The following is a 25,181-nucleotide window of genomic DNA, read 5'->3' on the forward strand; positions in this document are numbered from 1 at the left end:
ACGTGGGCCCCGGCATCGTGAGATGCCGGGGTTTTTGTTTGCCGCCGATCGCGGCATCCTTGTGCGATGCCCGTGCGTCGCAACGTCCCCGTCGTCGATCTCTCCGCCGAACCCTTGAGTCGCCTGCCCGGCGTCGGCCCGCGCGTGGCCGAGAAGCTCGCCGCGCGCGGCCTGACGACGATGCAGGACCTGTGGCTGCACCTGCCGCTGCGCTACGAGGACCGCACCACGCTGACGCCCATCCGCCTGTTGCAGCCGGGCGTGCCCGCGCAGGTCGAGGGGCGGGTGGAAGCGGTGGAGCGCGGATTCCGCTATCGCCCCGTGCTGCGGGTGGCGGTCGGCGACGAGGGGCACGGCACGCTGGTGCTGCGCTTCTTCCATTTCCGTGCCGCGCAGGTGGCGCAGTTCGCCGTGGGTACGCGCATCCGCTGCTATGGCACCCCGAAGCCGGGACAGCACGGACTGGAAATCATCCATCCCAGCTACCGGGTGCTAGGCGACGGAGACGAGGCCGCGCTCGGCGACGCGCTGGACCCGATCTATCCCGCCGTCGAAGGCCTGGGGCCTGCCACCGTGCGCAAGCTCATCGGCCAGGCGCTGGAGCGCCTTCCCGACGCCGACGCGCTGGAACTGTTGCCTCCGTCGCTGCTGGCAGGCCTGGGACTGCCGTCGCTGCGCGAGGCCCTGCTGACGATGCATCGCCCGCCGCGCGACGCGGACGTGGCCGCGCTCGCATTGGGGACGCATCCGGCGCAGCGCCGGCTGGCGATCGAGGAACTGCTGGCCCACCACCTCAGCCTGCGGAGGCAGCGGTTGGCGCTGCAGCAGCATCGCGCGCCGGCGCTGAAGGGCAAGGGCACACTGGTGAAGGCGTTGGTGAAAGCGCTGCCGTTCTCGCTCACGGGCGCGCAGCAACGCGTGTTCGCGCAGATCCGCGAAGACATCAGCAAGCCGTCGCCGATGCTGCGGTTGGTCCAGGGCGATGTCGGCAGCGGCAAGACGGTCGTGGCCGCACTGGCCGGCATGCTGGCGGTAGAAGCCGGCAAGCAGGTCGCATTGGCCGCACCTACCGAACTTTTGGCCGAACAGCATCTGGCCAACCTCAAGGCCTGGCTGGAACCCCTGGGCGTGCGCGTGGCGTGGCTGGCCGGCAAGGTGACCGGCAAGGCGCGCGCGCAGGTGCTGGCCCAGGTCGCATCGGGCGAAGCCCAAGTCGTCGTAGGCACGCACGCGCTGATGCAGGAGACCGTGGTCTTCCATGATCTGGGACTGGCCATCGTCGACGAACAGCACCGTTTCGGCGTGCACCAGCGACTTGCGCTGCGCGACAAGGGCGCGGGCGGGAACCGCGTGCCGCACCAGTTGGTGATGACCGCTACGCCGATTCCGCGCACGCTGGCGATGGCGGCCTATGCCGACCTGGACGTCTCCGCCATCGATGAACTTCCGCCAGGCCGCACGCCGGTGCAGACCGTCGCGCTCAGCGCGGAGCGCCGGCCGGAACTGGTCGAACGCATCCGGGCCGCGTGCGCCGAGGGACGACAGGCTTACTGGGTCTGCACCCTGATCGACGACAGCGATGAAGTCGTCGCACAAGCCGCGCAGACCACGTACGAAGCACTCTCCGCTTCGTTGCCCGCATTGCGTGTGGCGCTGGTGCATGGCCGCATGAAGGCGGCCGACAAGCAGGCCACGATGCGCCGCTTCAAGGAGGGCGAGGCCGACCTGCTGGTGGCGACGACGGTGATCGAGGTCGGTGTCGATGTGCCCAACGCCTCGCTGATGATCATCGAGAACGCGGAGCGCCTGGGCCTGGCGCAACTGCACCAGTTGCGGGGCCGGGTGGGGCGCGGCGCAACCGCGTCCAGCTGCGTGCTGATGTACCAGCCGCCGCTGTCGGCGATGGCCAAGCACCGCCTGGCGACGATGCGCCAGACCAACGATGGCTTCGTCATCGCCGAGAAGGACCTCGAACTGCGTGGCCCGGGCGAACTGCTGGGCACCCGGCAGACCGGGCTCGCCGCTTTCCGCGTGGCCGATCTTGCCCGCGATGCGGGCCTGCTGCCGCAGGTGCATGCGTTGGCGGAGCGACTGCTGGCCGATGATCCCGCGGTCGCTGATCGCGTGATCCATCGTTGGGTCGGCGGCGCGGCGCGCTACGCCTCGGCATGATGCAGCGCGGCTTCCGCTGGTCATCCATCGGTGCGAGACTCGACCCCCGATAGAAGAAGCGAAGCCTGATGACGGACAAGATTCCCCTGCTCATCGACACCGATCCCGGCGTCGACGATGCCCTCGCGCTGCTGATGGCGTTCAACGATGCGCGCCATGACATCGTCGGCCTGACCATCGCGGCGGGCAACGTGGGCCTGCAGTACACCGTGCGCAATGCGTTGAAGCTGTGCGAAGTAGCGGGCCGCGAGGATATCCCGGTGTTCGCCGGCGCCCCGGCCCCGCTGCTGCACCCCTCGCCGGATGCCGGCTACGTGCACGGGCAGGACGGATTCGGCGACGTCGGCTTCACGCCGGCTGCGCGCCAAGTGGAAGAGGAACACGCCGCGCTTGCGATCCTGCGCCTGTCCCACGAACACGCGGGCCGTCTGGTACTGGTCGCGCTGGGGCCGCTGACCAACATCGCGCTGGCACTGAAGCTGGACCCCACGCTGCCGCAGCGCGTGGCCCGCTTCGTAGTGATGGGAGGCGCGGTCACCTGCCACGGCAACATCACGCCGGCGGCGGAGTTCAATTTCTACTTCGACCCTGAAGCGGCGCACATCACGCTGCAGGCGTTCGACCGCTACGACCTGGCCGACTGGGAAGCCACGATCGCCCACGGCCTGCCGCACGACCAGGTCGCGTCATGGCTCGCCGCCGACAGCGATCGTGCCCGGTTCTACGACCGGATTTCCGAGAAGACGCGATTGTGGTCGGCCGATCGGCGGGGCGACCACTGGTTCGCCGCCGACGCCCTGGCGATGGCCTTCGTGCTCGCCCCGGAGGGCGCGCTGGAACTGGCCGAGCGTCCTCTGGCGATCGAACTGCAGGGCGCACACGCCCGTGGCGCCTCGGTGGTCGACTGGCGCCGGGAGGGTGGCCAGCCGGACCAGGCCAACATCCTGCTGCGCTACGACCAGGGCCGGTTCCAGGACCTGATCCGGGACGCGCTGGCGGCCGGCTGAGGGCTGGGTTGCGCCGATGGGGGAGGGCGGGCTACAATGCCGCTCTTCCATTCCCGCTACACGGTGTTACCGCCATGAAGGCCGACATCCACCCGAATTACCGCGAAGTCGTCTTCCACGACGTGACCTCCGATTTCAAGATCCTGACGCGCTCCACGCTGGGCAGCAAGGAAACGACGAAGTGGGAAGACGGTAACGAATACCCGCTGGTCAAGGTCGAAATCTCCTCGGCCTCGCACCCGTTCTACACGGGCAAGCACAAGGTCATCGACACCAGCGGCCGTATCGACAAGTTCCAGAAGCGCTACGCGCGCTGATCGAACCGTCGTTCGCTTGATCCGCTTGCGGCCGCGCCTCGTGCGCGGCCGTTCGCGTTTGCGCGCGCTGCATATCGCGCGCGATCGGAACGCACGGTTGCGTTCGCGGCCTCATTCTTTGGTCTGACTTTGGTCCCCTGTCGAGCGACGGCTCCAGAACCTGTGTGCGATAATTCGGGTCATCCAAGGTTCACTCCCTGGACTCCCGTCACACGCCGACCGGGCCTCCGGCCGGCGTTTCCCCACGAAGGAGCGCACACTGTGTCCGAACTCGACCAGGTCACGCTGAATGCGGGCGACAAGTCCGTCGTCCTGCCCGTCCTGAAACCCACGCTTGGCAACGATTGCGTTGACATCGCCAAGCTGACCAAGGAAACCGGTCTTTTCACCTACGACTCGGGTTTCACCGCCACCGCCAGCTGCAAGTCGGCCATCACCTACATCGATGGCGACAACGGCGTGCTGCTGTACCGCGGTTACCCCATCGAGCAGTTGGCGCAGCACTCCAACTTCCTGGAAGTCTCGTACCTGCTGATGAACGGCGAGCTGCCGACCCCGCAGGAATTCGCGAAGTTCGAGCATGAAGTCACGCATCACACGATGATGCATGAGTCGTTGAAGAACTTCCTGCACGGCTTCCATTACGACGCGCACCCGATGGCCATGCTGGCCGGCACGGTCGCCTCGCTGTCGGCGTTCTACCACGACACGCTGGACCTGGAAGACCCGGAACAGCGTCGCCTGGCCGCGATCCGCCTGCTGGCGAAGATGCCGACCCTGGCCGCCGCTGCCTACCGCTATTCGATCGGCTGGCCGATCCGCTACCCGCGCAACAACCTCGACTACGTCGATCGCTTCCTGCACATGATGTTCGAAGTGCCGAGCGAGCCGCTGGAACTGAATCCGGTCGTCGCCAAGGCGTTGGACCTGCTGTTTATCCTGCACGCCGACCACGAGCAGAACGCGTCGACCTCGACGGTGCGCCTGGTCGGTTCGACCGGCGCCAATCCGTACGCCTCGGTCGCCGCCGGCATCACCGCGCTGTGGGGCCCCGCGCATGGTGGCGCCAACGAGGCCGTGCTGAAGATGCTCGAGGAGATCGGCGATGCGAAGAACGTCGCCTCTGCCGTCGCCAAGGCGAAGGACAAGGAGTCGGGCTTCCGCCTGATGGGCTTCGGCCACCGCGTCTACAAGAACTTCGATCCGCGCGCCAAGATCATCCGCGAGATGACCCACAAGGTGCTGGGCGAACTCGGCGTGGACGATCCGCTGCTGGAAGTGGCGATGCGCCTGGAAGAGGCCGCGCTGAAGGACGAGTACTTCATCCAGCGCAAGCTCTACCCGAACGTCGATTTCTACAGCGGCATCATCTACAAGGCGCTGAAGATTCCGACCGAGATGTTCACCGTCATGTTCGCCATCGGCCGCACCGCCGGCTGGGTGTCGCACTGGCTGGAACAGCAGGTCGATCCGGAAGCGAAGATCGGCCGTCCGCGCCAGATCTACACCGGTTATGCGCCGCGCGACTACGTGCCCACCGGGAAGCGTTGATCCTCCCGCAAGGCAGCCAGAAGGCCCCGAAAGGGGCCTTCTGCATGTCCGCGGTCAGGCGGCGGGGCCGATTTCGACGCGCGTGGACAGGGCATGCAGGGCGAACCCGTGGATGGCCTCGTCGACCGTGGTCGTGCAGTCGGACAGCACGCTGACGCGGTAGCGCGCCGCCTCCGGCGACACTGCGGTGAACGCCACGCAGTTCTGCGTCATCATCCCGGCGATCCGCAGGTGCGTCGCACCGGCTTCCGTCAGCAACCCGGCGAGCGACGTCTGGTGAAAGCTGTCGGCGAACTGTTTCACCACCACCGGCGCATCGGATGCGGCGGCGAGAATGCGCGGATGGATATCCGTGCCCGCGCTGTCGGGCTTGAAGAAGCCGGCCTCGGCAGAGGCTGATACGTGCTGGACCAGCACGATGAGTTCGCCGCGTTCTTTCGCGCGGGTGATCGCGGCTACTGTGGCCTCCAGGGCGCTTTCCGTGTTCCAGAGCGGGAACGCGCCGCCGGGGAAGTAGTCGTTCTGGACATCGATGACGATCAGGGCGGTGCTCATGCGTTGCCTCGGGAGGGACGGTGCGCACATGCTAGGAACTTGAGCCGTTCGCGTGAATTGCAGTCCGCAAGAATCCGGGCCCTCCTGCTTGAGGTTTGAAAGACATGCCACTGGACAAGATGAGCCGGACCCTCCTGGGCCACCTCGGGCGCGATGCGCGCGCCAGCTGGCAGGCGCTCGGCCGCCAGGTGCACCTGACCGGGCAGGCGGTGGCGACGCGCGTGCAACAGATGGTCGACGACGGCACGATCCGCCGCTTCACCGTCGTACGCGGCGACCTGCGGCGCTACTTCGTCACGGTGTTCATGGATACGCCGCGGTTCGATGATTTCGAGGCCTTCCTGCAGGCGCGCGACGAGGTCGAGAGCGCAAGCAAGATCGCCGGCGAGGGGTGCTACCACGTGGTCGTCGCCTGCGAGGATGATGCGACGCTGGAGACCTTCACGCAGGCCTTGCTGGCGTTCGGCCGCTACAAGGTGGCCAGCGAAATGCGACGCGTGAAGGACTGAGCGCAGCTCAGCGTACGGATACCGTCGGCACGTCGAACGGGGGCGTTCTGGCCAGAGCGCCATCGCGATGCTGTCGCGGCGAGGCCTCAGCGGAAGGCGTCGGACTCGTAACCCGCGATCTCCGCTTCCGCCAGCAATTCGCGCAGCTGCGCAGCGGAGGCGCGCTTCATCGGTTTTTCATCGACCGCGGACAGTGGCGCCTGGCGCAAGGCGTCGTGCGGCAACACGGTCAGATCGAAGCTCAACTCCTCGGCGCTGAACACCCACACCGGCAGGTCGGCGACACGCTCCCGGTCCATGCGTAGACGGCGGGTGCGCGCTTCGGCCGGGATGTGGTGCTCTTCAAGAAAGCGGGTGACCGCATCGGGGTCGTCGCTGTGGACATGCAGCTGCACGGGCGCGTTGCCGTCGGCCGTGCCCTCCAGCACCGCACCGATCAGCCGAGGCGAGAAAGCAGCCAGGAACTCCATCGCGCGCTGTGCGGCCTCGCGCCGACGACGCAGGCCTTCGGCGTGCGCATCGCCGACGAACAGGCGCTGGTAGGTGCGCAAGGCGTCCTCGATCTCGCGATTCCGCGGGAGCGAAGCGTCGTCGTGGATGCCGAGCCGGCTGGCCGCCTTGAGCTTGGCCTGGTGGAAATCGCGGATGCCGCCTTCGGCCATCAGCCGCGCAGCCTCATGGGCGAGCCGCTGGCGACGCTCGCGGGTACGGGTTTCGGCGTGTTGACGAGCGTGGTGCATGGCAGGCCTCCGCGTCGAACCTGCGTCGAATGTACACCATGCTCCTGTGATGTCGATGACGGCGAGGCGACGCCGTCATCGAGCCTTCACCCGCAGAGAATCAGAAGATGTCGAAGGCCTCTTCGTCCGGTACGGCGTCTTCGGGCCCGTACAGGTCGTAGTCCTGCAGGCGCTCCATGTCCTCGACCTTCACCCACTCGGTGGCGCCATTGAGCGTGGCCTGGACCATGCCATCCGGGGGATCGTTCGACGCCACCGGCTTGTCCTTGAGCGCCACCCGCATGTAGTCGATCCAGATCGGCAGCGCGGCCTTGCCACCGTATTCGCGATAGCCGAGCGACTGGAAGTTGTCGCGACCGACCCAGACGACCGTGGCGTATTGGCCCCCGAAGCCGCCGAACCACGCATCGCGGTGGTCGTTGGTGGAGCCGGTCTTGCCACCCACGTCCTCGCGACCCAGCACCTTGGCAGCAGTACCCGTGCCGCGCTGGACCACGTCGCGCATCATCGAGACCAGTTGGTACGCCGTCCGCTCGTCGATCGCGCGCGGCGCGCTGACGGCATTCGGATCGGCCGGCTTCTGCTCGGTCTTCGGCTTCTCCGCGGCGGCAGGCGTCGCGGGTTTCGCAGCAGCAGCGGGGCCGAAGTTGAAACCGTCGACCACCTGGCTCGCCGGCGTGCTACTGCCATACTGGCCCTGGCCGCAACCACGGCAAGCGACCGCGGCGTTCTCTTTGAACACCACGTTGCCCTCGCGGTCCTTCACTTCGTCGATGAACCAGGGCGTCACGCGCGATCCGCCGTTGGCGAATACCGCATAGGCGCGCGCCATCGACAGCGGCGTGAGCGATGCGGTGCCGAGCGACATCGAGAGGTTGGGCGGCAGCTCGGCCTCCTCGAAGCCGAACTGGCTGATGTACGTGCGCGCAAACGGCACGCCGATGCCATCCAGCAGGCGGACGGACACCAGGTTGCGCGATTGCACCAGGGCCTCGCGCAGGCGCATCGGGCCGCGGAAGCCGCCGCCATCGTTCTGCGGGCGCCACATGTGGCCGCGGCGGTCGCGGAAGACGACCGGTGCGTCGAGCACGATCGAAGCAGGATTGAATCCCTTCTCGAACGATGCGGCATACAGGAACGGTTTGAAACTGGACCCCGGCTGGCGACGGGCCTGGGTGGCGCGGTTGAACTTGTTGCCCGCGAAGCTGTAGCCGCCGACCAGCGCCCGAAGAGCACCGTTGTTCGCATCCAGCGAGACCAGCGCTGCCTGCGCGCGCGGAATCTGGTCAATGACGTAACTGCCCTCTTCCTTGCCGGCTTTGATGCGGGTCAGATCGCCGCGCTTGAACAGTTTGGCGGGCGTGCGACCGGTCCACTTGCTGGCGGCGGCGGGCAGGGTGAGCTCGTTGCCGTCGACCATGACGACGGTGGCGCTGCCATCCTCGTTCGTGCGCGCGACGACAACCGGCTGCAGGCCGTTCTGCGCAGGAACGCCACGCAGGTGGGTGGCCAGTGCGGCGGCGTCCGCATCGGCCGCCACATCGAAATGCCGTTCGACGCCGTTCCAGCCATGGCGGTGGTCGTACAGACCCAATCCATCGCGGACGGCGGCATTGGCCGCATCCTGCAGCGGGGCATCCAGCGTGGTGGTGACGTGGTAGCCCTTGGTCAGGGCTTCGGGCCCGAAGCGCGCGATCATCTCCTGGCGCACCATTTCGGAAACGTAAGGCGCGTAGACCTCGATCGGCCGCTCGTGCGGCTTGGCGTGCATCGGCTCCGCCTTGGCGGCCGCCGCTTCCGCCGCGGTGATGTAGCCGTCCTCGCGCATGCGCTCCACGACATACGCGCTGCGCTGCTGGTTGCGGCCGGGGTTGCTGATCGGGTTGCCGCTGGAGGGGAACTTAAGTGCGCTCACCAGCGTGGCGGCCTCGGCCAGCGTCAGTTGGTCCAGCGTCTTGCCGTAGTAGTACTCGGCCGCTGCGGCGACGCCATAGGAGCGATTACCGAAGAAGCTCTTGTTGAGGTAAAGCTCGAGGATCTCGTCCTTGGTCAGCATCTTTTCGATGCGGACGGCCAGCATCATTTCCACCAGCTTGCGGGTGTAGCTGTATTCCGAGCTGAGGAACCACTGCCGGGCGACCTGCTGGGTGATGGTGCTGCCGCCGGCCACACGGCCCTCCTTGCGGCTGACGATCTGCCAGACCGCGCGCGCGATGCCGGTCGGGTCCACGCCGTTGTGCTCGTAGAACTTGCTGTCCTCGGCGGCGAGGAAGGCTTGCTTGACGCGGGGTGGCACTTGGTCGATCCGGACCGGATACCGGCGGATCTCCCCGTACAGACCCATCAGGCGGCCGTCGCTGGCATAGATGTAGAGGGGTTCCTGCAGTTCGACGTTCCGCAGGGCCTGGACGTCCGGGACCTTGGACGAGACCGTGTAATACAGCACCCCCAGGCCGACCGCGCCGGCCAGGGCAAGTATCAGGAACGTGATGAGGGTCCAACGGAGAAGACGACGGAACCGGGACATCCAGAGCTTTCCGATTGCAGAATTCGTGGCGGCAGAGTATAGATGACCGCTGGGATTGCCACAGGTGATCCCAAGGGGAACAGGGACTTGGGGAACAACCCTCGTGAAACGTGACAAGCCGCACAGCCACGTCAACGGCGGTTGCCAAGCGTAAAAACTTGGTTATTAATGTGGGCGCGCGTCGTGCGCCTTGTGCCCGTCGGAAGGGGAAAGACCGTGGGGCTACTCCCAAAAAGCCAGTCGCCGCTGATCGGCGTCGACATCAGTTCGACTGCGGTGAAACTGCTGCAGCTCTCCCGCGTGGGCAACCGTTTCCGGGTTGAGCACTACGCCGTCGAGCCGCTGCCGCCCAATGCCGTGGTCGAGAAGAACATCGTCGAGGTCGAGGCCGTCGGCGAGGCCATCCGCCGGGCGGTGAACCGCGCCGGCAGCAAGGCCAAGTACGCGGCCGCGGCCGTTGCCGGCTCGGCGGTGATCACCAAGATCATCCCGATGCCCGCCGACCTGGACGAAAGCGACCTGGAGGCCCAGGTCGAGCTTGAGGCCGTCAACTACATCCCGTACCCGATCGAGGAAGTGAACATCGATTTCGAGGTGCTGGGCCCCATGCCCAACAATCCCGAGATGGTGCAGGTCCTGCTGGCCGCATCGCGCTCGGAGAACGTCGAGCTGCGCCAGTCCGCGCTCGAACTGGGCGGACTGACGGCCAGGATCATGGATGTGGAGGCCTTCGCGGTCGAGAACGCCTTTGCCTTGATGGCCAACGACCTGCCGGTGCCCCAGGATGGCGTCGTCGCGCTGGTCGATATCGGCGCCACGATGACCACCCTCAACGTCCTGCGTCGCGGTCGTAGCCTGTATAGCCGCGAACAGGTATTCGGCGGCAAGCAGCTCACCGACGAGGTGATGCGCCGCTATGGTCTTACCTATGAAGAAGCTGGCCTGGCCAAGCGCCAGGGTGGCCTGCCAGAGAGCTACGAAGTCGAAGTGCTGGAGCCTTTCAAGGAAGCGACGGTCCAGCAGATCAGCCGTCTGCTGCAGTTCTTCTACGCAGGCAGCGAGTTCAACCGTGTCGACCAGATCGTTCTTGCCGGAGGCTGCGCCGCACTGCCCGGCCTGCCGGAGATGGTTGAAGAGCAACTGGGCGTGCCCACGGTCGTCGCCAATCCGTTGGCGCAGATGACCCTGGGCCCGCGCGTGCAGGCGCACGCGCTCGCGCAGGATGCTCCCGCGCTGATGATCGCCACCGGCTTGGCTTTGAGGAGCTTCGACTGATGGCAAGAATCAACCTACTCCCGTGGCGCGCGGAGCGCCGCGTCCAGCGGCAGCGCGACTTCTACGTGATGCTGGGCGCCGCGGCCGCCGCTGGCCTGCTGCTGTCGTTCCTGCTGTGGTTCCATTACGACCGCCAGGTGGCGGGCCAGACCGAGCGCAACGATTTCCTGAAGGCCGAGATCGCCAAGGTCCAGGCCCAGAACAAGGAAATCGAGCGCCTGGATGAACAGAAGCGCCGGTTGCTGGCGCGCAAAGAAGTCATCGAAAAGCTGCAGGCCAACCGCTCGCAGATGGTGCACCTGTTCGATTCCCTGGTGCGCACCATTCCCGACGGCGTCATGCTCGGCAACATCAAGCAGGATGGCGAGGTCCTGACGCTGGAAGGACGTGCGCAGTCCAATGCGCGGGTCAGTACCTATATGCGCAACCTCGAGACCTCGGGCTGGATGACTAAGCCGGAACTGGCGATCATCGAAGCGAAGCCCGAAGAGGTCAAAACGCTGACCAACACGGGTGCCAGCCGCGCGCTGCCGTATGTCTTCAAGCTGACGGTTCGCCTGGCGAACCCGACGGCCGAACAGGAAGCGGCGAGCAATGCAGCGGGCGACGCGCCGGCCGCTCCGGGTCCCACCCCGGCGCCGCTGGAAGGCCAGTCGCCCGCGCCGGCCACGCCCGCGCCTACGACACCGCCAGCTGCCCCTGCGCCGACGACTCCGCCGCCCGCCACGCCGGCAGGTAACACTCCCCCGGCCACCGGGAGCGCATCATGAGCCAGAAGAAGAAGACGTCGCTCAACAATCTGGACTTCAACAACATCGGCGGGTGGCCACAGAACGCGAAAATCGGCTTCTGCGTCATCCTCGCATTGTTCATCCTCGCCTTCTCCTACTTCCTCTTCATCAAGGGCAAGACGGAGACGTTGGACGGCTTGGAGCAGGAAGAAGTACGCCTGCGCCAGGACTTCGAGAAGGAGCAGGCCAAGGCCGCCAATCTGGAGCCGTTGAAGCAGCAGCTTGCACAGATGGAGCAGGTGCTGCAGCAGATGCTGCGCCAGTTGCCGAGCAAGACCGAGATGCCGGATCTGATCATCGACATATCGCAGACAGCGCTCTCCAGCGGACTGGCCAACGAGCTGTTCCAGCCGGAGCCGGAAACGCTGAAGGAGTTCTACGCCGAGAAGCCGATCCAGCTGCGCATGGTGGGCAACTATCACCAGTTCGGTGCGTTCGTCAGCGGCGTCGCCTCGTTGCCGCGCGTGGTCATCCTGACGATGCACGACATCTCGCTGCAGCCGAAGGCGGGCAAGGGTGGGATCAATCGAGGCGCGCTCGAGTTGTCGGGCACCGTCAAGACCTACCGGTACTTGGATGAGAAGGAAGTGGCGGACCAGGAAGCCGCGGCTGCCGCCGCTGCCGCAGGGCAGCCGGCACCCGCACCCGCACCCGCACCCGCACCCGCACCTGCCGCAGGGGGAGCACCATGATCCGCACTGATTTGCGCTGGCTCCTGCTGGGTGCGCTGGTGTTCGTGGGCGGATGCGCCCGAGGCGTGACTAGTACGCCGGGCGATGCCCCGAACCTGGAAACCTGGGTCACGGACGTCCGTGCGCGTCCGGCGCCCCCCCTGGATCCACTGCCGGTGATGCAGCAGTTCGAAACGTTCGAATATGCCGCACAGACCCTTCGCGATCCTTTCAGCGACGCCTGGAACAACGCGGAAGGGGGCGGGTTGCGACCCGATCCCAATCGCCGTAAGGAGACGCTGGAGCAGTATCCGCTGGACAGCCTTGACATGGTCGGCACGATCGGCAAAGGCGCAGCTCTGGTGGCGCTGGTGATGGGGCCCGACAAGGTCACCTACCGGGTACGTCCGGGGAATTACCTGGGGCAGAGCGATGGCCGGGTCACTTCGGTCCGCGAAGATGGGTTGGAACTTGTCGAATTAGTGCCGGATGGCGCGGGTGGCTGGCTGGAACGGCCGGCGTCGATTGCGCTTGAAGATCAATGATTGGGGGATACACGATGACCGCTTCGAACGCCTACCGCCTGCGGCCGTCCCGGCGCCTGGCCACCCTCCGGGCCTGCTCTCTGGGACTGGCCATCGGCCTGCTGGCAGCCGCCAGCGCCGCCGGCGCCACGCCCCCGGGTGAGCAGGCAAACGTACCCACCGCCTCCGCCAAAACGGTGCAAGCGGTGTCGGTTTCCAACATCGATTTCCGCCGCGGTGAGGACGGCGCGGGACGCCTGATCGTCAAGTTCGACGGGCAGGGCGCCTCGCCGGATCTCCGCAACCAGGGCGACAGCATCGTCGTGGATGTCGGCAATGCGACGCTTCCGGCCTCGTTGCAGCGTCCGCTCAACGTGGTCGACTTCGCAACGCCGGTCCAGCGTGTAGAGGCGCAGTCCAAGGGCGGCGGCACTCAGCTCGTGCTGAGCACGCGAGGCGAATTCGAATCGCTGGCGTACCAGTCCGGCAACGAGTACGTCGTGGAGATCGTGCCGCGGGCGGGTCAGAAGGCCGTGGGCGGTGCGGGCGCTTCGGCCGGCACCAGCTCGTCGGCCATCGTCGCGGCGGCGCAGAAGGTTGCCAGCGAGGCTCGCCGCTACAGCGGCCGACCGGTGACCTTCAACTTCCAGGATGTGCCGGTGCGCACCGTCCTCCAGCTGATCGCCGAGGAATCCAACCTCAATATCGTCGCGTCCGACACGGTGCAGGGCAACGTCACCCTTCGCTTGGTCAATGTCCCATGGGATCAGGCGTTGGACATCGTCCTGCGTGCCAAGGGCCTGGACAAGCGACGCGATGGCAATGTCGTGTGGGTCGCCCCGCAGCCCGAGCTGGCCAAGTTCGAGCAGGATAAGGAAGATGCACGCATCGCGATTGAGAACCGCGAGGACCTGATCACCGACTACGTGCAGGTCAACTACCACTCGGCCAGCGCGATCTTTAAGGCGTTGACGGAAGCCAAGGGCGTCGGCAACGGCGGCGGTGGCGGCGGTGGTAACAGCGGCAACTCGCAGAACGAGAATGGCTTCCTGTCGCAGCGCGGCCGCCTGGTCGCGGACGAGCGTACCAACACCCTGATGATCAGCGACATCCCGAAGAAGGTCGCGCAGATGCGCGAGCTGATCGCGGTCATCGATCGTCCGGTCGACCAGGTCATCATCGAGGGCCGGATCGTCATCGCGACCGATACCTTCGCCCGTGATCTGGGTGCCCGTTTCGGTATCAGTGGTCGTCGCTCCGGTGATCGTACGCAGATCATCGGCGGCAACATCGTCGACAACGTCAACGTAGGCAACGGCGAGGATCGCGTGCTGCCGCGCGACATGAATGTGAACCTGCCGGCCAGTGGCTTCATCGACAACACCGCGGCGAGCATCGCCTACACGCTGCTGGGCCGTAACTTCGACCTGGACCTGGAACTGTCCGCGTTGCAGGAAGAAGGCCGTGGCGAAGTGATCTCCAACCCGCGCCTGGTGACCACCAACCAGCGCGAAGCGGTGATCAAGCAGGGTCGTGAAGTCGGTTACCTGACCGTCACCGGCAGTGGCACCGGCACCAACAGCGTGCCGACCGTGCAGTTCAAGGAAGCCCTGCTCGAACTGAAAGTGCTGCCTACCATCACCGACGACAACCGCGTCTTCCTGAACCTCAACGTCAAGAAGGACGAAGTGGTCCAATTCGTCGACCTGGGCATCTACGGCTCGGTCCCCGAGCTGGCCCGTCGCGAGATCAACACCGCCGTCCTGATCGAAGACGGCCAGACCGTGGTGATCGGTGGCGTTTACGAGTTCAGCGATCGCGCCAGCGTGGCCAAGGTGCCGTTCTTGGGCGACATCCCCTTCCTGGGCAACCTGTTCAAGAAGAAGGGTCGCAGCAAGGAGAAGGCAGAGCTGCTGATCTTCGTCACGCCGAAGGTCCTGCGAGTGGCCGAGCGCCGTTGAGCGCAGCCGGACCGTTGGGTGTGGAAGAAGGGGGCCCTGGGCCCCCTTTTTCTTTGCGCGTACTCCGTATCTGAATCGGGGCGTCGCGTGCCAATGGTCCTGTGAACCTTCCGGCCGGGGTTGGGTCAAAATCGGCCTCCATACCGACTTCCGGCCTTCCCATGGATTCTTCCCCTGCCCGTCCCGATCAGCCGGCGGATGCCCACGCAACGCTGCACGGGGCGTTTGCGCGATTGCGCGAGGACTTGTCGCACACCATCGTCGGGCAGGCCGCCTTGGTTGAGCGGCTGCTGATCGCCCTCCTGGCCGACGGACATCTATTGGTGGAAGGGGCACCGGGCCTGGCGAAGACCACCGCCATCCGCGCGCTGGCCTCCCGGCTGCAGGCCGAGTTCGCGCGCGTGCAGTTCACGCCCGACCTGCTCCCCGCCGACCTCACCGGTACCGAGGTCTGGCGCCCGCAGGAAGGGCGATTCGAGTTCCAGCCGGGCCCTGTGTTCCATCCGCTGTTGTTGGCCGACGAGATCAACCGTGCGCCCGCCAAGGTACAGTCCGCGCTGCTCGAAGCGATGGGCGAGCGGCAGGTGACGGTGGGACGCCACACCTATCCGTTGCCGGCCTTGTTCCTGGTGATGGCCACGCAGAATCCGATCGAGCAGGAGGGCACGTTCCCGCTGCCCGAGGCCCAGCTCGACCGCTTCCTCATGCACGTGAAGATCGGCTACCCCGAGGCGGCGGCGGAGGCCGACATCCTGCGGTTGGCGCGTGATCGTGCGCGCGACGACATGCAGGCCGTTTCCGCCGTCGTCGAGCGCATGCCGCTGGAGGATGTCTTCCGCGCCCGTGCGCAGGTCCTGGACCTGCACCTGGCGCCGGCATTGGAGCGCTACCTCATCGAACTGGTCCTCGCCTCGCGTGACGCCTCGCGCTACGACGCTGCGCTCGCACGCCGCATCGCATGGGGCGCCAGCCCGCGCGGTTCGATTGCGCTGGAGCGCTGCGCGCGTGCGCGCGCCTGGCTGTCGGGCCGCGACTACGTGACGCCCGACGACATCCGGGCGATCGCGCCGGACGTCCTCCGCCACCGAGTACTGCCGAGCTATGAAGCCACCGCGGAAGGCTGGGACGGCGACCGGTTGGTGAAGGCCCTGCTGGACGTGGTGCCCCTGCCCTGATCGGGCGCTCCGTCTCCCGGCACCCTCCATGAGCGACGGCATCGTTCCAACCTTGCAAGAACTGATCGCGCTGCGGGCCAGCGCGCAGCGACGGCCGCCCGCGCGGCGCGGGCGGCATTCCGTCACCGGGCCTTCGGCGTCGCCACTACGCGGGCGCGGGATGGAGTACGCCGAGTCCCGTGAATACGTGGCGGGCGACGATGTTCGCCACATCGACTGGCGGCTGACGGCGCGTAGCGGCCGCACCCACACCAAGCTCTTCCAGGCCGAACGCGAACGGCTGACGCTGATCGTCGCCGACACCTCCCCGTTGCTGTACTTCGGCACCCGTCTGCGCTTCAAGTCCGTGCAGGCGGCGCGCGCAGGCGCGGTCGCGGCGTGGCAGGCGGTGCGCGAGGGCGACCGCCTGGCGATCCTGCGCGGCAGCGCGACCGAAGCGCCGGTGCCTCCCGCCTCGGGCACGCGCGGTGCGTTGCGGGTGCTGGATGCATTGGTGCGTTGGTATGCGAAGCCACCGGCGGACGATGTCGGCCTGGCGTTCGCCCTCGATCATGCCGCGCGCCTGCTTCGCCCCGGCTCGCGCTTGCTGGTGCTGGCAGAGCCGCATAGCGTGGCCGCCATTCCGGATACGCGCTGGACGGCGCTCGCGGCCCATCATGATGTCGTCGTGCTGTTGCTGACGGACCCGCTGGAAACCGATCCGCCCGCTCGGTCGCTCCCTTTCGCGGCCGGCGACCAACGCGTCGAGCTGGATCTCGCCAGCCCGGCGCAGCGCGATGCTTGGCGTAGCGAATTCCAGGCGCCCCTCGCGCGTGCATTGGACCGCTTGCCCGCGCGTGGCGTGCAGGTGCGCACGTTGTCGACCGATGCCGCCAGCGATGCCTGGCTGGTCGCGCTGGGCCGCGCGCAAACGCAGGTGGCCTGAGCATGGCGCCGGACACGCTGGTGTTGCGCGATGTGCATGTGCCACCGGCGCCCTCGTGGTGGCCACCGGCACCCGGGTGGTGGCTGGTGGCTGCACTCGTCTTGGCCGCCGTGCTGTGCTTCGTCGCGTGGCGCTGGCACCGGCATCGGCGTCGCCAACGGTGGCAGCGCTGGTTCGATGCGGTACCGCAGGGACGGACACCGGCCGAGCAGGTGGCTGCCGCATCGGAATTGCTGCGCCGTGCGGCGCGCCGCGTGTCGTCTTCCGCGGATCGACTCGAAGGCGAGGCTTGGCTGCAGTTCCTCGATGGCCGGCAGGGTCGTGCTTTCAGCGCAGGCCCGGGCAGATTGCTGCTCGATGGCGGCTATCGCCGCGATGTCGATCCTGCCGAGTTGGCAGCGGCGCTGGCCGCGGCACGCACGCGTTTCCTCGAACTGATGGCGGCGAAGCGATGAGCCTTTCGCTGCCGACATTGCAGCTGCTGCAGGACGGCTATGCCGGCTTCGCATGGCCTTGGGCGTGGTTGGTGTTTCCGTTGCCTTGGCTGGTGCGCTGGGCATTGCCCGCACGTCGCGCGCAGATGGATGCCCTCAAGGTGCCCTATGGCAACGCCGTGCAGGCGATCGCCGCACAGGGTGGCCGGGGGCTGCAGGGTCGTGGTGCGGCGCTGGCGTGGCTGGTGTGGTTCCTGCTGTGTGCTGCGGTCGCGCGACCCCAACAATTCGGCGACGCCGTGACGCCGCCGGTGAGCGGGCGCGACCTGATGCTGGCCGTCGATCTCTCGGGCAGCATGACCGAGCCCGACATGGAGCTCGGCGGTGCTGTCGTCGATCGGCTTACCGCAGCGAAGGCCGTGCTCGCTGATTTCCTGGATCGCCGTGATGGCGATCGCGTGGGATTGCTGGTGTTCGGCCAACGCGCCTACGCGATGACACCGCTGACCCGCGATCTGCAGACCGTGCGCGAACAACTGCGCGATGCCGTGGCCGGGCTCGCTGGCCGCGAAACCGCGATCGGCGATGCCATCGCGCTGGCGGTGCGTCGACTGCGCACGCAGCAGGAAGGCCAGCGCGTGCTGATCCTGCTGACCGATGGTGTGAACTCCGCCGGCGTGCTGACGCCACAAAAGGCGGCGGAACTGGCGAAGGAGGAGCGCGTGCGCATCCACACCATCGCCTTCGGCAGCGATGGCGGAATGAGCTTGTTCGGCATTCCGTTGCCGATGCCGGCCAGTTCGCCGGAAGATATCGACGAGGCGACCCTCCGTGATGTCGCCGCGCAAACCGGGGGCCGTTTCTACCGCGCGCGCGATACCGGCGAACTTGCCGGCATTTACGCCGAGTTGGACCGCCTGGAGCCGGTGCAGCAGGCGGGCAAGGCCGTGCGTCCGCGCATCGAGCGTTATGCGTGGCCGTTGGCCGCCGCGCTGGGCTTCGCGCTACTGGCGTTCGCGTGGCCGCGGAGGCGCGTATGAGCGCTTTCTGGCATGCGCTGCATTTCCTGCGCCCGCATTGGCTGTGGGCCTTGCTCGCGCTGCCGCTGCTGGCGTGGTGGTGGCGCGCGCAACGACATCGCCTGAATGCCTGGCAGGGCCATGTCGATCCGCACCTGCTGCGACACTTGCTCGTGCGGGGTGGGCGAAGCGCACGCACCGGCATGATCGCTGCCGCGCTGGCCTATGCATTGGCCGTGCTGACACTGGCGGGGCCGAGCTGGCGACAGGGCGAACAGCCCTTGTGGCAAGCCCAGCGCCCACTGGTGCTGGTGCTGGACCTGTCCAGCCGGATCACTACGCCGGACCTGCCGCCGTCGCGCCTGTTGCAGGTGCGGGCCAAGCTCGCGCGCTTACTCGATGCGCGCGCGGGTAGCCCCGTGGCGCTGGTGGTGTATGCGGACGATGCGTTCACGGTCGCCCCGATGACCGACGACGCGGCCAATATCCGCCTGTATCTCGACGAGCTTTCGCCCGAGATCATGCCGGTGGACGGCCAGCGCGCCGATCGCGGCATCGCTTGGGCAACGCGCCTGCTGTCGCAAGCGGATTTCCACAACGGCGACATCCTCGTGCTGACCGACCGCGCGGGCGGTGAGGCCTCCACGGCGGCTTCCGCGGCGCGCGGGAAGGGATACACCGTGTCCGTACTCGGGCTGGGCACGCCGGCCGGCGCCGCCTATCGCGGGACCGATGGCACGATCGGCCATGCGGCGCTGGATGCGGGTTCCCTGCGTGCGCTGGCCGCTGCAGGGGGAGGGCGGTACGAACCGGCCTCGACCGACGACGGGGACTTCGCCGCGCTCGGTATCGCGGCGCCGGCACTGGACGCCGTGGGCGTGTCCACCGCGCCTGGCGGCGGCAAGGCGTGGCGCGACGAGGGCTACTGGCTGTTGATCCCGTTGATGGCGCTCGCGCTGTTGTGGTTCCGTCGTGGTGCGGTACTCGTGCTGGTGGGCGCGCTGTGGCTGCCGATGGCATCGCCTGCGCGTGCTGCCGGGGTCGATTGGTGGCAGCGCAGCGACCAGGCCACGCATGCGCAGTTGCAGCGAGGCGCTGACGCATACCGTCAAGGCGACTACGCTTCTGCGGAGCAGTCCTTCAACGGCATCGATACGGCCGAGGGTCAGTACAACCTGGGCAATGCGCTGGCGAAGCAGCAGCGTTACGACGATGCCGTGGCGGCTTACGACCGCGCACTGCGATTGCAGCCTGGCATGGCCGATGCGGTCGCCAATCGCAGTGCGGTCGACGCCGCGCGCAAACGGCCGCCTTCACCGGGAGACGGGCAGGGCAAGCCTGGGCAGCAGGGCAGTGGCGACCAGGCCTCCTCGGGCGCTAAGGGCGATGCATCGGACGGAAAGCAGGCAGGTCAGCGACAGAAGCCGTCGCCGCAAGACGCATCGACATCGCCCTCGGGCAAGCCCGGCCAGGCGCAGGCGGGCAAGGGCACGCCGCCGCAACGTACGCCGCCCAAGCCGTCGCCCGATCCCGCAGCACAGGCCGCCGCCGATGCGGCGCAACGCGAACGCATGCGCGCGGCGATGGGCGAGCGGGACGGACAGCGCGCTGAAAAGCCGTCGCAGAATGCGCCTGCCGTGCAGACCGAAACCGCGGAGCAGCGCGAGCGCAGGCAAGCGGTCGATGCATGGCTGAAGCGCGTGCCGGACGAGCCCGGTTCGCTGCTCAAGGCGAAGTTCCGGCTCGAACACGATCGCCGGCAGAAGGAAGGGCAATGAAGTACCGCATCTGGATCCTGCTGGCCGTGCTGATGGTGTGGCCGACCTCGCTGCTCGCGGCGACACGCGCGTGGCTGGAGCAGCCGCAGGTCGTGCTCGGCCAGGCGGTCACGCTCAACGTGGAGACCGATGCGGTGTCCGCCACCCCGGATCTCACGCCGCTCATGCGCGATTTCGAAGTGGAAGGCCAATCCGACAGTCGGAGCGTACGGCTGGTGAACGGACGCATGAGCACCAGCACGACGTTTTCGCTGACGTTGCGGCCGCGACGCGCCGGCACGCTGGCCATCCCCGCGCTGCAGGTGGGCAACGAGCGCACGGCGCCGCTGACGTTGGAGGTCGGCGCTACGGCGACGGCGCGCGCGGCGTCCAACGGCCTGGTGTTCGTCGAAACCGAAGTGGACGATCCCAGCCCCTACGTGCAGCAATCGGTCGGCGTGACGGTGCGGCTGTACTACGCCACGCCGCTGGTGTCGGGACAACTCGATCTCGATCCGCCCGACGGCGCGCTGCTGCAGCGCGTCGGCGACATCGTGCAGTCCAGCCGCGAGATCGACGGGCGACGCTACAGCACCGCCGAGCGTCGCTTCCTGCTGGTGCCCGAGCGCAGCGGCGCGCTGACGCTGCCGGGTGCGCGCTTCGAAGGGCGTGGTGCCGGCGGCTGGATGGACGACCTGTTGGGCGGCAACAGCCGCGAGGTCAACATCACCGGCGCACCGCGCGCGCTGCAGGTGCGCGCGCAACCGGCCGGTGCGCCGCAGCCCTGGCTGCCGGTGCGCGACCTGCGCCTGCGTTACACCGCAGTGCCGCAGCAGTTGCGCACGGGCGAAGCGGGCACGTTCACCATCGAGACGACGGTCATCGGGGCCACGCAGGCGCAGTTGCCGGAGGTTCCCGCGCCGTCGGTTCCCGGCGCGCAGGTCTTCGCCGAGCCGCCGCAGTTCGACGAACGTTTCGTGGGCGGTACGCCGCAAGTGACGCTGACGCGCCGCTATTCGATCGTGCCCTCGCAGGCGGGCACGCTGGTGATCCCGGGCTCGGCGATGGCGTGGTGGGACGTGCGCGCGGGCGCGGCGCGGCGCGCGACGCTGCCCGACCTGACCCTGCCCGTCGTGGTCGGAAGCGGTGCGCCTTCATCCGCCTCGGCCACGAGCGCGTCGCGCGGTGCGGCCACGACGACCACCGGTGCTGGCGACGACATCCTGCTGGAGGGCGAACGCCGCGTTCCGCCCCACCTGTGGCCCTGGTTGGCCGCCGGGTTCGCCGTGTTGTGGCTGGTCACGTTGGTGTGGGCGCTGACGCGGCGCGCCGCTGCTTCGTCGGGCCAACGCACGCGTGTACGTGCCGAAGCCGGGGCACCGGACACCACGGTACCGGCCACGCACACCGCGGCCGACCTCAAGCGTGCGCTGGATGCAGGCGAGCTCGACGACATCGAGGACGTGCTGCGTGGCATGGCGCGCCCGGCCGCCGTCGATCTCGACGATCTGCATCGCCGGCTCGCTTCGTCTTCACAGCGCACGGCGGTGGATCTGCTGCGCCGCGCCCGTTGGGCTGGCGGCGATGCGGGCCAGGCAAGGGCGGCGTTGCGCGAAGCCTTCCGCGGCGGTCCCGACTGGAAGACGGCGGGTCCACTCGCCGTGGACGAACCCCTGCCGCCGCTCTATCCGCGATGAGGGAAAGCGGACGCACGCTCGTCCTCTCCTTGGCGATGGCAGAGATGCCGTCCCCACCTGTCCGGTTCGACCCGTCGTGTATCGACGGAGCGCGCTGCCGGGTTTGCTAAGCTCCCGACTTTGCCTTCGCAGGACTCGCCGATGACCGACGCCAAGCCCGCCACCCGCGCCAAGCTGCCGTTGCACTGGAAGATGGCCATCGGTTTCGGTGTCGGCCTGCTGGTCGGACTCATCGTGCACGCGACGGGACAGGGCGATGCCGGCTGGGTGCAGGACGTCACGAAGTACGTCACCACGCCGTTCAGCAAGATCTTCCTCAACCTGATCTTCATGCTGATCGTGCCGCTGTTGTTCTCCGCGCTGGTCTGCGGCATCGCCGAGATGGGCGACATCCGCGCGCTGGGGCGGATCGGCTGGAAGACACTGGCCTACACGGTGCTGCTATCCGCGATCGCCGTGCTGCTGGGCTTGGTGCTGGTCAACCTGCTGAAGCCGGGCGTGGGCGTAGATCCTGCGCTGGCGCAGCAGCTGATCGCCGAGAACGCCGAGCGCACGAAGGAAATCGTCGCCAGCGTCGGCAGTCAGCCGACCGGCATGGACATGCTGCTGTCGATCGTGCCCGACAACGTGATCGGCGCGGCGTCGAGCAACGCGGCGATCCTGTCGCTGATGTTCTTCGCGGTGATGTTCGGCATCGGCCTGGTGCTGACGCCGTCGGAGAACACCGGCATCCTCAAGCGCGGCATCGAGGGCGTGTTCGAGATCTCGATGACGCTGATCGGCCTGGTGATCCGGCTGGCCCCGTACGCGGTGGCCTGCTTCATGTTCAACCTGGCCGCGATCTTCGGCTTCGATCTGTTGGTACGACTGGGTGCCTATGTGGGCGTAGTCGTGCTGGCGTTGGGCCTGCACCTGCTGGTCAGCTACTCCGTCGCGCTGAAACTCGCCGGCTATTCGCCGCTGACGTTCTTCCGCGGCGCGCAGGAAGCGATGGTGATGGCGTTCTCCACCGCGTCGAGCAACGCGACCCTGCCCACCGCGCTGCGCGTGGCCGACGAGAAGCTGGGCCTGCCGCGCACGGTGTCGCGCTTCGTGCTGACCGTGGGCGCCACCGCCAACCAGAACGGCACCGCGTTGTTCGAGGGCGTGACGGTGATCTTCCTGGCCCAGTTCTTCGGCGTGGACCTGTCGCTGGGCCAGCAGTTCATGGTGATGCTGGTGTGCATCCTGGGCGGCATCGGCACGGCCGGCGTGCCGTCCGGTTCGCTGCCGGTGGTGGCGCTGATCTGCGCCATGGTGGGCGTGAACCCCATCGGCATCGGCCTGATCCTGGGCGTGAACCACTTCCTCGACATGTGCCGCACCACGCTGAACGTCACCGGCGACCTGACCCTGGCGTCGCTGGTGGCCAAGGGCGAACGCACTGACGTGAAACTGCCGGGCCAGCCGGGCTAACACCCCGGAAAGCACGCTGCAACCGCGACAGGGCGGGCAGGGGGTGGGACAATGGGCGGCCCGCAGCCCGCCGGGCGCCGCCCCCTGTTCCGAATCCCCATGACGACGCCCACCCGCCGCCAGCTCGCCAACGCCATCCGTTTCCTCGCCGCCGACGCGGTGCAGGCCGCCAACTCCGGCCATCCCGGCATGCCCATGGGCATGGCCGACATCGCCGAAGTGCTGTGGAACGACTACTACCGCCACAGCCCGTCGAACCCGCACTGGTTCAACCGCGACCGCTTCATCCTGTCCAACGGCCACGGTTCGATGCTGCAGTACGCGCTGCTGCACCTGGCCGGCTACGACCTGCCGCTGCAGGAACTGAAGCAGTTCCGCCAGCTGCACAGCAAGACCGCCGGCCACCCCGAGCGCCACGAGACTCCGGGCGTGGAAACCACCACCGGCCCGCTCGGGCAGGGCTTCGCCAACGCGGTCGGCTTCGCGCTGGCCGAGAAGCTGCTGGCGCAGCGTTTCAATCGCGAAGGCCACGACCTCATCGATCACCGCACCTTCGTGTTCATGGGCGACGGCTGCCTGATGGAAGGCGTGTCGCATGAGGCCGCCTCGCTCGCCGGCACCTGGGGCCTGGGCAAGCTGGTCTGCTTCTGGGACGACAACAAGATTTCCATCGACGGCAACACCGATGGCTGGTTCACCGACGACACGCCGGCCCGCTTCGAAGCCTATGGCTGGCAGGTCGTGCGCAACGTCAACGGCCACGACCCGGTCGAGATCAAGACCGCGATCGATACCGCGCTGAAGGCCACCGACAAGCCCACGCTGATCTGCTGCCGCACCACGATCGGTTTCGGTTCGCCGAACAAGGCCGGCAAGGAATCCAGCCACGGCGCACCGCTGGGCAAGGACGAGCTGGAGGCCACGCGCGCCGCACTGGAATGGCCGTACGGTCCGTTCGAAGTGCCGGCCGACATCTACGCCGGCTGGAACAAGGTCGAGGCCGGCAAGGCGCTGGAAGCCGAATGGAACGCACTGCTCGCTGCCTACACCGCGCAGTACCCGGAGCAGGCGGCCGAACTGGAGCGTCGTGCCTCGGGCGAGCTGCCCGCCGACTTCGTCGCCCAGGCCGATGCCTACATCGCCAAGGTGCAGGCCGAAGGCCCGGTGATCGCCTCGCGCAAGGCCTCGCAGAACGCCATCGAAGCGTTCGCGCCGCTGCTGCCTGAGCTGGTCGGCGGCTCGGCCGACCTGGCGCACTCCAACCTCACGCTGTGGAAGGCCAGCAAGTCGGTGTCCACCACCGATCCGAACGCCAACTACGTGTACTACGGCGTGCGCGAGTTCGGTATGACCGCGATCGCGAACGGCCTGGCGCTGCACGGCGGCTTCGTGCCGTTCGACGCCACCTTCCTGGTGTTCAGCGACTACGCGCGCAACGGCGTGCGGATGAGCGCGCTGATCCCGGCGCACGCCATCCACGTGTACACGCACGACTCCATCGGCTTGGGCGAAGACGGTCCCACCCACCAGCCGGTCGAACACCTGGCCTCGCTGCGCTACATCCCGAACAACGACGTGTGGCGTCCGTGCGACGCGGTGGAATCGGCGGTGGCGTGGAAGCAGGCCATCGTCCGTCAGGACGGCCCGAGCTGCCTGGTGTTCTCGCGCCAGAACCTGCCGCACCAGCCGCGCACCGAGGCGCAGGTGGGCGATATCGCACGCGGCGGCTACGTGCTGGCCGATGCCGAGGGCACGCCCGACGTCATCCTGATCGCCACCGGTTCGGAAGTTGGCCTGGCCACGCAGGCGAAGGCCACGCTGGACGCGCAGGGCATCAAGACGCGCGTGGTGTCGATGCCGTCGACCGACGTGTTCGATCGCCAGGACGCGGCTTACCGCGAGGCCGTGCTGCCCAAGGCCGTGCGCAAGCGCGTGGCGGTGGAAGCGGCGATCGCCGATTTCTGGGGCAAGTACGTGGGCCTGGACGGTGCGGTGATCGGCATGACCACGTTCGGGGCCTCCGCGCCGGCCGACGCGCTGTACAAGCACTTCGGCATCACCGCCGAGGCGGTGGTCGAGGCTGCGACGTCGCTCTGAGCAGGGCGCATCGCAGGAACGA

General features: G+C 67.5%; 21 protein-coding genes. 18 read left to right on the forward strand and 3 right to left on the reverse strand.

From position 1 onward, the window contains the following. The first annotated feature begins 66 nt into the window (after positions 1–66). From recG to BM365_RS13795, 4 genes are all read left to right on the forward strand, one after another. The gene (gene recG / locus BM365_RS13780; protein ID WP_093490102.1) at positions 67–2,172 is read left to right on the forward strand and encodes an ATP-dependent DNA helicase RecG; all 2,106 of its coding nucleotides are present in this window, start codon (positions 67–69) and stop codon (positions 2,170–2,172) included. 68 nt (positions 2,173–2,240) lie between these two features. Next, positions 2,241–3,179 (forward strand): nucleoside hydrolase, encoded by a 939-nt coding sequence (locus tag BM365_RS13785; protein ID WP_093490103.1) that lies wholly within the window; start codon positions 2,241–2,243, stop codon positions 3,177–3,179. Between the two features lie 74 nt (positions 3,180–3,253). Continuing rightward, complete coding sequence (locus tag BM365_RS13790) at positions 3,254–3,496, forward strand: type B 50S ribosomal protein L31 (RefSeq protein ID WP_056877932.1); 243 nt, start codon at positions 3,254–3,256, stop codon at positions 3,494–3,496. Positions 3,497–3,757: 261 nt separating this feature from the next. Then, entirely contained in the window at positions 3,758–5,047 is a 1,290-nt protein-coding gene (locus BM365_RS13795; RefSeq protein ID WP_093490104.1) for a citrate synthase, read from the forward strand. A gap of 54 nt (positions 5,048–5,101) precedes the next feature. On the opposite strand, the gene BM365_RS13800 is transcribed toward BM365_RS13795, so the two are convergent. Next, positions 5,102–5,602 carry an isochorismatase family protein gene (locus BM365_RS13800; protein WP_093490105.1) on the reverse strand — a complete coding sequence of 167 codons (501 nt, stop codon included), beginning with the start codon at positions 5,600–5,602 and terminating at the stop codon, positions 5,102–5,104. Between the two features lie 119 nt (positions 5,603–5,721). Here BM365_RS13800 and BM365_RS13805 point away from each other — a divergent pair, with 119 nt between their 5' ends. Next, positions 5,722–6,111, forward strand: a complete 390-nt coding sequence (locus BM365_RS13805; protein WP_158253483.1) for an Lrp/AsnC family transcriptional regulator — start codon at positions 5,722–5,724, stop codon at positions 6,109–6,111. Between the two features lie 86 nt (positions 6,112–6,197). Here BM365_RS13805 and BM365_RS13810 read toward each other — a convergent pair whose 3' ends face one another. After that, entirely contained in the window at positions 6,198–6,851 is a 654-nt protein-coding gene (locus BM365_RS13810; protein WP_093490107.1) for a hypothetical protein, read from the reverse strand. Between the two features lie 100 nt (positions 6,852–6,951). Next, positions 6,952–9,378 carry a penicillin-binding protein 1A gene (locus BM365_RS13815; protein ID WP_093490108.1) on the reverse strand — a complete coding sequence of 809 codons (2,427 nt, stop codon included), beginning with the start codon at positions 9,376–9,378 and terminating at the stop codon, positions 6,952–6,954. A 216-nt stretch (positions 9,379–9,594) separates the two neighbouring features. On the opposite strand from BM365_RS13815, the gene BM365_RS13820 reads away from it, so the two are divergent. From BM365_RS13820 to tkt, 13 genes are all read left to right on the forward strand, one after another. Further along, positions 9,595–10,653, forward strand: coding sequence for a pilus assembly protein PilM (locus tag BM365_RS13820; RefSeq protein ID WP_093490797.1), 1,059 nt, complete (start codon positions 9,595–9,597; stop codon positions 10,651–10,653). Then, a complete protein-coding gene (locus tag BM365_RS13825) occupies positions 10,653–11,423 on the forward strand; it encodes a PilN domain-containing protein (protein WP_093490109.1) in 771 nt (256 codons plus the stop codon). Before BM365_RS13820 ends, BM365_RS13825 begins: the two co-directional genes overlap by 1 nt. Next, on the forward strand, positions 11,420–12,136 hold the full coding sequence (pilO, locus tag BM365_RS13830) for a type IV pilus inner membrane component PilO (protein ID WP_093490110.1): 717 nt from the start codon (positions 11,420–11,422) through the stop codon (positions 12,134–12,136). Before BM365_RS13825 ends, pilO begins: the two co-directional genes overlap by 4 nt. Then, on the forward strand, positions 12,133–12,660 hold the full coding sequence (locus tag BM365_RS13835) for a pilus assembly protein PilP (RefSeq protein ID WP_093490111.1): 528 nt from the start codon (positions 12,133–12,135) through the stop codon (positions 12,658–12,660). Before pilO ends, BM365_RS13835 begins: the two co-directional genes overlap by 4 nt. A gap of 14 nt (positions 12,661–12,674) precedes the next feature. After that, the gene (locus BM365_RS13840) at positions 12,675–14,600 is read left to right on the forward strand and encodes a type IV pilus secretin PilQ (protein ID WP_093490112.1); all 1,926 of its coding nucleotides are present in this window, start codon (positions 12,675–12,677) and stop codon (positions 14,598–14,600) included. 161 nt (positions 14,601–14,761) lie between these two features. Further along, positions 14,762–15,775 (forward strand): AAA family ATPase, encoded by a 1,014-nt coding sequence (locus BM365_RS13845; protein WP_093490113.1) that lies wholly within the window; start codon positions 14,762–14,764, stop codon positions 15,773–15,775. Between the two features lie 28 nt (positions 15,776–15,803). Next, entirely contained in the window at positions 15,804–16,700 is an 897-nt protein-coding gene (locus BM365_RS13850) for a DUF58 domain-containing protein (RefSeq protein ID WP_093490114.1), read from the forward strand. Positions 16,701–16,702: 2 nt separating this feature from the next. Then, positions 16,703–17,155, forward strand: coding sequence for a DUF4381 family protein (locus BM365_RS13855; protein WP_093490115.1), 453 nt, complete (start codon positions 16,703–16,705; stop codon positions 17,153–17,155). Next, a complete protein-coding gene (locus tag BM365_RS13860) occupies positions 17,152–18,174 on the forward strand; it encodes a vWA domain-containing protein (RefSeq protein WP_093490116.1) in 1,023 nt (340 codons plus the stop codon). Before BM365_RS13855 ends, BM365_RS13860 begins: the two co-directional genes overlap by 4 nt. Beyond that, positions 18,171–19,931, forward strand: coding sequence for a VWA domain-containing protein (locus BM365_RS13865; RefSeq protein ID WP_093490798.1), 1,761 nt, complete (start codon positions 18,171–18,173; stop codon positions 19,929–19,931). Before BM365_RS13860 ends, BM365_RS13865 begins: the two co-directional genes overlap by 4 nt. Continuing rightward, entirely contained in the window at positions 19,928–21,607 is a 1,680-nt protein-coding gene (locus BM365_RS13870; RefSeq protein WP_093490117.1) for a BatD family protein, read from the forward strand. The genes BM365_RS13865 and BM365_RS13870 overlap by 4 nt, the downstream gene beginning before the upstream one ends. Before the next feature lie 141 nt (positions 21,608–21,748). Next, the gene (locus BM365_RS13875; RefSeq protein WP_175502094.1) at positions 21,749–23,062 is read left to right on the forward strand and encodes a dicarboxylate/amino acid:cation symporter; all 1,314 of its coding nucleotides are present in this window, start codon (positions 21,749–21,751) and stop codon (positions 23,060–23,062) included. 99 nt (positions 23,063–23,161) lie between these two features. After that, complete coding sequence (gene tkt / locus BM365_RS13880) at positions 23,162–25,159, forward strand: transketolase (RefSeq protein WP_093490118.1); 1,998 nt, start codon at positions 23,162–23,164, stop codon at positions 25,157–25,159. The last annotated feature ends 22 nt before the right edge of the window (positions 25,160–25,181 follow it).

The sequence above is a fragment of the Pseudoxanthomonas sp. YR558 genome (assembly GCF_900116385.1).
Taxonomy (GTDB): Bacteria; Pseudomonadota; Gammaproteobacteria; order Xanthomonadales; family Xanthomonadaceae; genus Pseudoxanthomonas_A.

What these genes read in the sequence shown, in the direction of transcription:
- recG (WP_093490102.1), top strand. Translation starts at nt 67, where the DNA reads ATGCCCGTGCGTCGCAACGTCCCCGTCGTCGATCTCTCCGCCGAACCC.
- BM365_RS13785 (WP_093490103.1), top strand. Translation starts at nt 2,241, where the DNA reads ATGACGGACAAGATTCCCCTGCTCATCGACACCGATCCCGGCGTCGAC.
- BM365_RS13790 (WP_056877932.1), top strand. Translation starts at nt 3,254, where the DNA reads ATGAAGGCCGACATCCACCCGAATTACCGCGAAGTCGTCTTCCACGAC.
- BM365_RS13800 (WP_093490105.1), bottom strand. Translation starts at nt 5,602, where the DNA reads ATGAGCACCGCCCTGATCGTCATCGATGTCCAGAACGACTACTTCCCC.
- BM365_RS13805 (WP_158253483.1), top strand. Translation starts at nt 5,722, where the DNA reads ATGAGCCGGACCCTCCTGGGCCACCTCGGGCGCGATGCGCGCGCCAGC.
- BM365_RS13810 (WP_093490107.1), bottom strand. Translation starts at nt 6,851, where the DNA reads ATGCACCACGCTCGTCAACACGCCGAAACCCGTACCCGCGAGCGTCGC.
- BM365_RS13815 (WP_093490108.1), bottom strand. Translation starts at nt 9,378, where the DNA reads ATGTCCCGGTTCCGTCGTCTTCTCCGTTGGACCCTCATCACGTTCCTG.
- BM365_RS13825 (WP_093490109.1), top strand. Translation starts at nt 10,653, where the DNA reads ATGGCAAGAATCAACCTACTCCCGTGGCGCGCGGAGCGCCGCGTCCAG.
- pilO (WP_093490110.1), top strand. Translation starts at nt 11,420, where the DNA reads ATGAGCCAGAAGAAGAAGACGTCGCTCAACAATCTGGACTTCAACAAC.
- BM365_RS13835 (WP_093490111.1), top strand. Translation starts at nt 12,133, where the DNA reads ATGATCCGCACTGATTTGCGCTGGCTCCTGCTGGGTGCGCTGGTGTTC.
- BM365_RS13840 (WP_093490112.1), top strand. Translation starts at nt 12,675, where the DNA reads ATGACCGCTTCGAACGCCTACCGCCTGCGGCCGTCCCGGCGCCTGGCC.
- BM365_RS13845 (WP_093490113.1), top strand. Translation starts at nt 14,762, where the DNA reads ATGGATTCTTCCCCTGCCCGTCCCGATCAGCCGGCGGATGCCCACGCA.
- BM365_RS13850 (WP_093490114.1), top strand. Translation starts at nt 15,804, where the DNA reads ATGAGCGACGGCATCGTTCCAACCTTGCAAGAACTGATCGCGCTGCGG.
- BM365_RS13855 (WP_093490115.1), top strand. Translation starts at nt 16,703, where the DNA reads ATGGCGCCGGACACGCTGGTGTTGCGCGATGTGCATGTGCCACCGGCG.
- BM365_RS13860 (WP_093490116.1), top strand. Translation starts at nt 17,152, where the DNA reads ATGAGCCTTTCGCTGCCGACATTGCAGCTGCTGCAGGACGGCTATGCC.
- BM365_RS13865 (WP_093490798.1), top strand. Translation starts at nt 18,171, where the DNA reads ATGAGCGCTTTCTGGCATGCGCTGCATTTCCTGCGCCCGCATTGGCTG.
- BM365_RS13870 (WP_093490117.1), top strand. Translation starts at nt 19,928, where the DNA reads ATGAAGTACCGCATCTGGATCCTGCTGGCCGTGCTGATGGTGTGGCCG.
- BM365_RS13875 (WP_175502094.1), top strand. Translation starts at nt 21,749, where the DNA reads ATGACCGACGCCAAGCCCGCCACCCGCGCCAAGCTGCCGTTGCACTGG.
- tkt (WP_093490118.1), top strand. Translation starts at nt 23,162, where the DNA reads ATGACGACGCCCACCCGCCGCCAGCTCGCCAACGCCATCCGTTTCCTC.